This window comes from uncultured Ralstonia sp., from assembly GCA_913056305.1.
In the GTDB taxonomy this organism is placed as follows: Bacteria; Pseudomonadota; Gammaproteobacteria; order Burkholderiales; family Burkholderiaceae; genus Ralstonia.
Window position 1 is genome coordinate 1 of the sequence record CAJXMR010000226.1, and the last position, 7390, is coordinate 7390.

Sequence of the window (7390 nt, forward strand, 5' to 3'; positions counted from 1 at the left end):
AGGACTACACCGAGCTGGTCGGCGAGGAAAGCCTGCGCACCGGCGAGTTCAGCCATGCGGTGCAACTGGCGTACCAAAACCTCTCGGCGCGCTTTGACAGCAAGTCGCCCGCACAAGCGCTGGAGGTGCTGGCCGAGGTGCTGCACGGCAAGGTTTCGCCCGCCAATGGCGATGCGGCGGCGGTGGTCGACCTCACCACGCTGACGGAATTCCTGGAGGCGTCGTCGACGCACAAGGTGTCGGAAGCGCACGCGCGTTGGCTGGCTTTCCTGCTGTGGCTGGACGGCAAGGGCTGGTCGGTCACGGCCGAGCGCGACGGCGCCACCGTCAAGCTGCGCCTGATCGATAACCAGACGCAACTCACGCCCGATCAGCTCGCAGCATGGATGGAGCACTTCCAGGAGAACCAGCAAGCGGCCTGAGCGCAGAAGCGGCCGTCACCATCACGCCGACGCTTTACGCGTCGGCGTTGTCGTCTTTGGGCGCTGCATCCGCATCGCGCGCCGGACGATCACGCATGCCGCCCTTCACCATCTCGAAGCGGAACAGACGGCATTCGATATTGCCGTTGTAGAGCGGCGTGCGCTGCGACTCCTTCAGCCGCATGCGACGCGGCATCGAGAGATCCCCGGTAAAGACGAAGGCCTGCCAGCCGGAGAACTCACGCTTGAGCGTGCCCGCGAAGGCCTGGGCGAATTCGTTGGCAGCGGCCTCTTCCTGCGGGTCGACGGGCGGCGGCGGTTCAGGCTGGCGCTGCTCGCGCACGGGGCGGCGGAAGTCGTCGCGCGGGGCGCCCATGGCACCCATCGCTCGACTTGCACGTTCGAAGACGGTGCCATCGCGATCGTCTTGGTGATCCTCGCCCTCGTCTTCCGGCCGCCGGCGGCGCGAGCCCTGCGCGCCGCGCACGGTGATGCGCTCGCCATAGGGCGGGTTCATCAGCAGCACGCCGGGCACGTCGAATGGCGGCTTGCCGAAGCGGGCGTCGACCTGCTTGAGCATCGGCTCGCCGGGCAGGCCAGCACGGCGCCAGTTGGCGGCGGCGTAGGCCAGCATGTCGGTGGAGATGTCGGCGCCCGCCACGACGGGCGGGCGATGGCGCATGGCTGCGCTGGCCGCATCGGCGGCGGCCTCGCGCAGGCGCTTGAAGCGCTTGGCGTCGTGGTCGCGCAACCATTCGCAGGCGAAGGCGCGCTGGCCGCCCGGCGCAATGCCGAGCGCGCGCTGCGCGGCTTCCACCAGGAAGGTGCCGCTGCCGCACATCGGGTCGTAGAACGGCATGCCCTGCGCGCCGGTCCAGCCGGTCAGGCGCAGGATGCCCGCTGCGAGGTTTTCCTTCAGCGGGGCCTCGCCCTTCTCCTCGCGCCAGCCGCGTTTGAACAGCGGCTCGCCGGTGGTGTCGAGGTAGATCGTGCAGTCGGTCTCGGTCAGGTACGCGTAGATGCGCACGTCGGGCGAGACGGTGTCGACGCTGGGCCGCGCGCCCATGCGCTGGCGGAAGCGGTCGCAGACGCCGTCCTTGACCCGCAGGCCGACGAACTTGAGGCTCTGCAGCGGCGATTTGTGCGCGGTCACATCCACGCGGATCATCTCATCCGGCGTGAAGTAGTCTTCCCAGCGCTGCGCGGCGGCGAGGGTGTAGATGTCGTCTTCCGAGCGATAGCCGCGCGCACCCAGGCGCATCAGCACCCGGCTGGCGATGCGGCTATGCAGGTTGACGGCGTAGGCCGCGCCCTGCGTGCCGAAGAAGTGCACGCCGCCGGGCACGGTGCGGCCGACCTCGAACGCGGCCAGCTCATCCACCTCGGGGCGGATGGCGATTTCGGCCAGTTCATCGGCCAGCGCCTGTTCCAGGCCGCGGGGGCACGGTGCGAAGTAAGCAATCGACATCGGAAAACAGAAGAATCAGAAAGGCTTGACCACGACCAGGATCGTGATCGCCAGCAACAGCACCACCGGCAGTTCGTTGAACCAGCGGTAGAAGGTATGCGAGCGCGCGTTTGCGCCCGCCTCGAACTTGCGCAGCAGCACGCCGCAGCCATGGTGATAACCGATCACGACCAGCACCAGCGCCAGCTTGGCATGCATCCAGCCGTTGCCCGGCCCCTTGCCGATGCCGTAGCCGAGATACAGCCACAGCCCCAGCGCGACGGCGGCCACCGCCAGCATGGTGGTGAAGCGGAACAGCTTGCGCGCCATCAGCAGCAGGCGCTGAGTGGCCGCGGGCTCGGTCTCCATCGCCAGGTTGACGAAGATGCGCGGCAGGTAGAACAGCCCCGCGAACCACGACGCGATAAAGACGATGTGAAAGGCCTTGACCCAGAGCATGCGCAATCGCCGATAGAGGGATAGAGGAATGGAAGAAGGATGGAATCAGGTACGGATCTCGCCGTGCCCGAACACGACGTACTTGAGCGAGGTCAGCCCCTCCAGCCCGACCGGGCCGCGTGCATGCAGCTTGTCGTTGGAGATGCCGATCTCGGCGCCCAGGCCGTACTCGAAGCCATCGGCAAAGCGCGTGGACGCGTTGATCATCACGCTGGCCGAATCAACCTCGCGCAGGAAGCGCATGCCGGTCGAGTAGTTCTCGGTGATGATCGAATCGGTGTGCGCCGAGCCGTAGGTGTTGATGTGCTCGATGGCGGCATCGAGGCCGTCGACGGTCCGGATCGACAGGATCGGCGCGAGGTATTCGGTGTGCCAGTCGGCCTCGACGGCGTCCTTGAGGTTGCCGAAGCCGGCGGCCTCCAGCGTGGCGCGCGTCGCCGGGCAGACGCGCAGCTCGACGCCCTTGTCCTGGTAGATCTTGACCAGCGGCGGCAGCGCGCGTGCCGCGATGTCGCGCGACACCAGCAGCGTCTCCATCGTGTTGCACGGCGCATAACGCTGCGTCTTGGCGTTGTCGCACACGCGCACGGCCTTGTCGAGGTCGGCATCGGCGTCGATGTAGACGTGGCAGATGCCGTCCAGGTGCTTGATCATCGGCACGCGCGCTTCTTCCATCAGGCGGGCGATCAGGCTCTTGCCGCCGCGCGGCACGATCACGTCGACGTATTCCGTCATGGTGATGAGCTTGCCGACCGCCGCGCGATCCGTAGTGGCGACCACCTGCACCGCGTTGGCCGGCAAGCCGGCATCGGCCAGGCCTTCCTCGATGAGTGCGGCCAGCGCGCCGTTCGATTCGATCGCCTCGGAGCCGCCGCGCAGGATGGTCGCGTTGCCCGACTTGATGCACAGCGCCGCCGCATCGACCGTCACGTTCGGACGCGACTCATAGATGATGCCGATCACGCCCAGCGGCACGCGCATCTGGCCGACCTGGATGCCGGTCGGGCGGAACTTGACGTTGCTGATCTCGCCGATCAGGTCCGGCAGCGCGGCGATCTGCTCCAGGCCCGCGGCCATGGTCTCGATGGCGCGGTCGGTGAGCGTGAGGCGGTCGATGAAGGCCGCGTCCTGGCCGTTGGCGCGGGCGCGCTCGACGTCGCGGGCGTTGATCTCCTTGAGCTTGGGCGCATCGCGGCGGACGGCGGCGGCGATGTGCAGCAGCGCGCGGTTCTTCTGCGCGGTGCCGGCGCGGGCCATGCCGCGCGAGGAGGCGCGTGCCTGACGGCCGACCAGGGCCATGTATTCGTTCACGTCGAGCTGCTTCATGATGATCGCGGCCGGCGGATGTGCCGGCGATTTCAATGTGAGGACAATTCAGAGCCTTGCGGCCGATGGTATGGATGCGGCGAATTACGCCGGGACCGGCAAGCTGCCCGGCCGCGCCACACGCATCGCCAGTTGCAGCAGCCCATCCCACGGTTCGGTGGGCAGCGAAGGTTCGCGCAGGCCCTTGACCTGGCGGTCCAGCTTGGCCGCCATGGCCAGCGCGCCTTCCAGCTCACGCTGCGACAACCGTTGCGCCGCCTGCGGCACCAGCCGTTCGCGTGCTCCCCAGACCCGCAGGTCGCGCAGCATCGACGCCACCGGCTTGCCTTGGGCTGCGCCCGAGGCGATTTTTGATAATACGCGAATTTCCTCGGTCAACGTCCACAGCACCAGCACCGTGGCCTCGCCCTCGCCACGCAGGCCTTCGAGCATGCGCACCAGGCGCGGCACGTCGCCAGCCAGCATCGCCTCGGACAGCTTGAAAACGTCGTAGCGCGCCACGTTGAGCACCGCATCGTGCACATCGTCGAACGACAGCACGCCGGGCGGATGCAGCAAGCCGAGCTTCTGGATCTCCTGGTGCGCGGCCAGCAGGTTGCCTTCCACACGATCGGCGATGAACTGCAGGGCGCGGCGCCCGGGCTCGCCCGGTTCCACGCGCTGCTGCTGGCGCGCCAGGCGCTCGCCGATCCAGCCGGGCAGCTTGGTGCGGTCGACCGAATCGACCTTGATCGACACGCCCGCACTTTCCAGCGCTGCGAACCACGCGGACTTGGCGGTGGCGAAGTCCAGGCGCGGCAGCGTGATCAGCGTCATGGTGTCCGACGCCGGGCCGGAGGGCGTGCCCGCCGCCAGCGCGCGCAGCGCCTCGCCACCGTCCTTGCCGGGCTTGCCGGACGGGATGCGCAACTCGACGATCTTGCGATCGCCAAACAGCGACATCGACTGCTGCGCCTCGGTCACGCGCGACCACGAGAAGCCGCGCTCGACGCTCATGACTTCGCGTTCAGAAAAACCTTGCGCGCGTGCGGCTTGGCGCAGCGCATCGACGGCTTCCAGCACCAGCAGGTGCTCGTCGCCGTGCACCACGTACAGCGGCGCCAGCCCCTTGGCGGCGGCTTGCTTCAGATGCCCTTCGAGCGCGTCGAGCCGCAGCTGCATAGTGAATCCGGCGGCCGCTTACGACGGCAGCTTGACGGAGCCCAGCCGCCGCACCAGCTGGTTGATGGTATCGCCCTGCATGTCGCGGTAGAGCGCCGCCTCTTCATAGTCCTTGGCCAGCACCTGCGTCTCGTTATACGAGAGATCGCGGAACTGCGTGATCTCCGACGGCGCGATCAGCAGGTTGTCGTGCGCGTCGCGCAGCTGGAAGCGGAAGCGGTAGGTGATACGGTACTCGCGCACCACGCCCTGCGGCGTGAGCGACGAGATGGTCTTGACGCGGTCTTCGGCCAGCACGTCGAGCAAAGCATCGGCGTCTTTCTTGTCGGACACGATCACCGTATCCGAGCCGTTGTCGATCAGCCGGCGCAGCTGCGCGCGCATCAGCGAGTTCTGCGGCAGGCTGATGTACAGACGTTTGAACGCAAAGTCGGTATTGCCGCGCATGTGGAAGCCGCAGGCGGACAGCACCGGCAGCGCAGCCGCCAGGGCAAGGACGGAGCGGCCGAAACTGCGGCGGGACAGACGACGGGACAGCGACATAACCATGCGTTCCTTGAGTGAGGCAGCCGTCAGGCCACCACGTTCACCAGACGGCCGGGCACCACGATGATCTTCTTGGGCGGCTTGCCTTCGGCAAAGCGCTGCACGGCTTCGTCCTTGGCAGCAATCGCCTCGATGGCGGCGCGGTCGGCGTCGGCCGGCACCACAATGCTGCCGCGCACCTTGCCGTTGACCTGCAGCACCAGTTCGATCTCGCTTTGCACCAGCGCGCCCTCGTCGACCTGCGGCCATGCGGCGTCAAGCAGATCGCCGTGGGCACCGGCGTAGCCCAGCGCCTGCCACAGCACGTGCGTGACGTGCGGCACCACCGGGTACAGCACGCGCAGCAGGATGCCGAAGCCTTCGCGACGCGCGTCCGGGCCGGCGTCCTTGGCGCCTTCCAGCGCGTTGAGCATCTTCATCGTCGCCGAGACGACGGTGTTGTACTGCAGGCGCTCATAGTCGTAGTTGGCTTGCTTGAGCACGGTATGCAGCTCGCGGCGCAGCGCACGGTCAGCATCGGTGGCGCCATCGACCACGCCGTTGCCGTGACCGGCGCGGATGGCATCGCCATGCGCCACGCCGAAGTTCCACAGGCGGCGCAGGAAGCGCGAGGCACCCTCCACACCGGCGTCGTTCCACTCGAGCTGCTGCTCGGGCGGCGCGGCAAACATCGTGAACAGGCGCGCGGTATCGGCACCGTACTGGTCGATCAGGGCCTGCGGGTCGATGCCGTTGTTCTTCGACTTCGACATCTTCTCCACGCCGCCGATCACCACCGGCTGGCCGTCGGCCTTGAGCGTGGCGCCCACCGGGCGGCCGCGCTCGTCGGTCTGCACATCCACGTCGGCCGGGTTGATCCACTGCTTCTTGCCCGACGCGTCTTCACGGTAGTACGTCTCGTTGAGCACCATCCCCTGCGTGAGCAGGTTGGTGAACGGCTCGTCAAACTTGACCAGACCCAGGTCACGCATGACCTTGGTCCAGAAGCGCGCGTACAGCAGGTGCAGGATCGCGTGCTCGATGCCGCCGATGTACTGGTCCATCGGCATCCAGTAGTCGTTGCGGGCGTCGACCATGGTGGCGCCGTCCGGGCACGTATAGCGCATGTAGTACCAGCACGAATCGATGAAGGTATCCATCGTGTCGGTCTCGCGGCGCGCGGGCTTGCCGCACGACGGGCACGTGCACTCCAGGAAGCGCGGGTCCTTGGCGAGCGGGTTGCCCGTGCCATCCGGCACGAGGTCTTCGGGCAGGCGCACCGGCAGGTCCTGCTCGGGCACCGGCACCACGCCGCAGCTCTCGCAATGGATCAGCGGGATCGGCGTGCCCCAGTAGCGCTGGCGCGAAATGCCCCAGTCGCGCAGGCGCCAGGTGGTCTTCTTCTCGCCCAGGCCTTGCGCGGCGAGGTCCGCCGCCACCGCGTCGACCGCCTGCTCGTAGTTCAGGCCGTCGTACTTGCCGCTGTGGAAGAGCACGCCATGTTCCTTGTCGCCATACCACTCGGCCCAGGTGGTCGTGTCGTACGGTTGCCCCTTCACGTCGATGACTTGCTTGATCGGCAGACCGTACTTGTTGGCGAAGGCGAAGTCGCGCTCGTCGTGCGACGGCACGCCCATCACGGCGCCGTCGCCGTAGCTCATCAGCACGTAGTTGCCGACCCACACGGGCACGGCCTCGCCCGTGAGCGGGTGCGTGACGGTCAGGCCGGTCGGCATGCCCTTCTTTTCCATGGTCGCCATGTCGGCTTCCATCACGCTGCCGTGCTTGCATTCGTCGATGAACGCAGCCAGCGCCGGGTTGCCCTGCGCGGCATGCGTGGCGATCGGGTGCTCGGCGGCCACGGCGCAGAAGGTCACGCCCATGATGGTGTCGGCGCGCGTGGTGAAGACGTACAGCTTGCCGTCGTTGATGATCTTGCCGTCGTCGCCAGGGATGCTGTGCGGGAACGCAAAGCGCACGCCTTCGCTCTTGCCAATCCAGTTCTGCTGCATCAGCTTGACGCGCTCGGGCCAGCCCAGCGGGTCCAGGT

At 67.3% G+C, this 7390-nt stretch carries 6 protein-coding genes and 1 pseudogene; 1 reads left to right on the forward strand and 6 read right to left on the reverse strand.

Features of this window, described 5'->3' with window-relative positions; genetic code table 11:
• A pseudogene (locus tag QZ609_RS22505) lies at positions 1 to 422 on the forward strand (response regulator); the annotation flags it as partial.
• 34 nt (positions 423 to 456) lie between these two features.
• Here QZ609_RS22505 and QZ609_RS22510 read toward each other — a convergent pair.
• From QZ609_RS22510 to leuS, 6 genes are all read right to left on the reverse strand, one after another.
• Complete coding sequence (locus QZ609_RS22510) at positions 457 to 1890, reverse strand: class I SAM-dependent RNA methyltransferase (RefSeq protein ID WP_295499682.1); 1434 nt, start codon at positions 1888 to 1890, stop codon at positions 457 to 459.
• Between the two features lie 15 nt (positions 1891 to 1905).
• Complete coding sequence (locus QZ609_RS22515; RefSeq protein ID WP_295499683.1) at positions 1906 to 2328, reverse strand: CopD family protein; 423 nt, start codon at positions 2326 to 2328, stop codon at positions 1906 to 1908.
• Positions 2329 to 2373: 45 nt separating this feature from the next.
• Positions 2374 to 3654, reverse strand: a complete 1281-nt coding sequence (locus tag QZ609_RS22520; protein WP_295499684.1) for a glutamate-5-semialdehyde dehydrogenase — start codon at positions 3652 to 3654, stop codon at positions 2374 to 2376.
• Between the two features lie 84 nt (positions 3655 to 3738).
• The gene (gene holA / locus QZ609_RS22525; protein WP_295499685.1) at positions 3739 to 4815 is read right to left on the reverse strand and encodes a DNA polymerase III subunit delta; all 1077 of its coding nucleotides are present in this window, start codon (positions 4813 to 4815) and stop codon (positions 3739 to 3741) included.
• An 18-nt stretch (positions 4816 to 4833) separates the two neighbouring features.
• Positions 4834 to 5358, reverse strand: coding sequence for an LPS assembly lipoprotein LptE (gene lptE / locus QZ609_RS22530; protein WP_295499686.1), 525 nt, complete (start codon positions 5356 to 5358; stop codon positions 4834 to 4836).
• 29 nt (positions 5359 to 5387) lie between these two features.
• On the reverse strand, positions 5388 to 7390 hold a 2003-nt coding region (gene leuS / locus QZ609_RS22535; RefSeq protein ID WP_295499687.1), incomplete at its 5' end, for a leucine--tRNA ligase.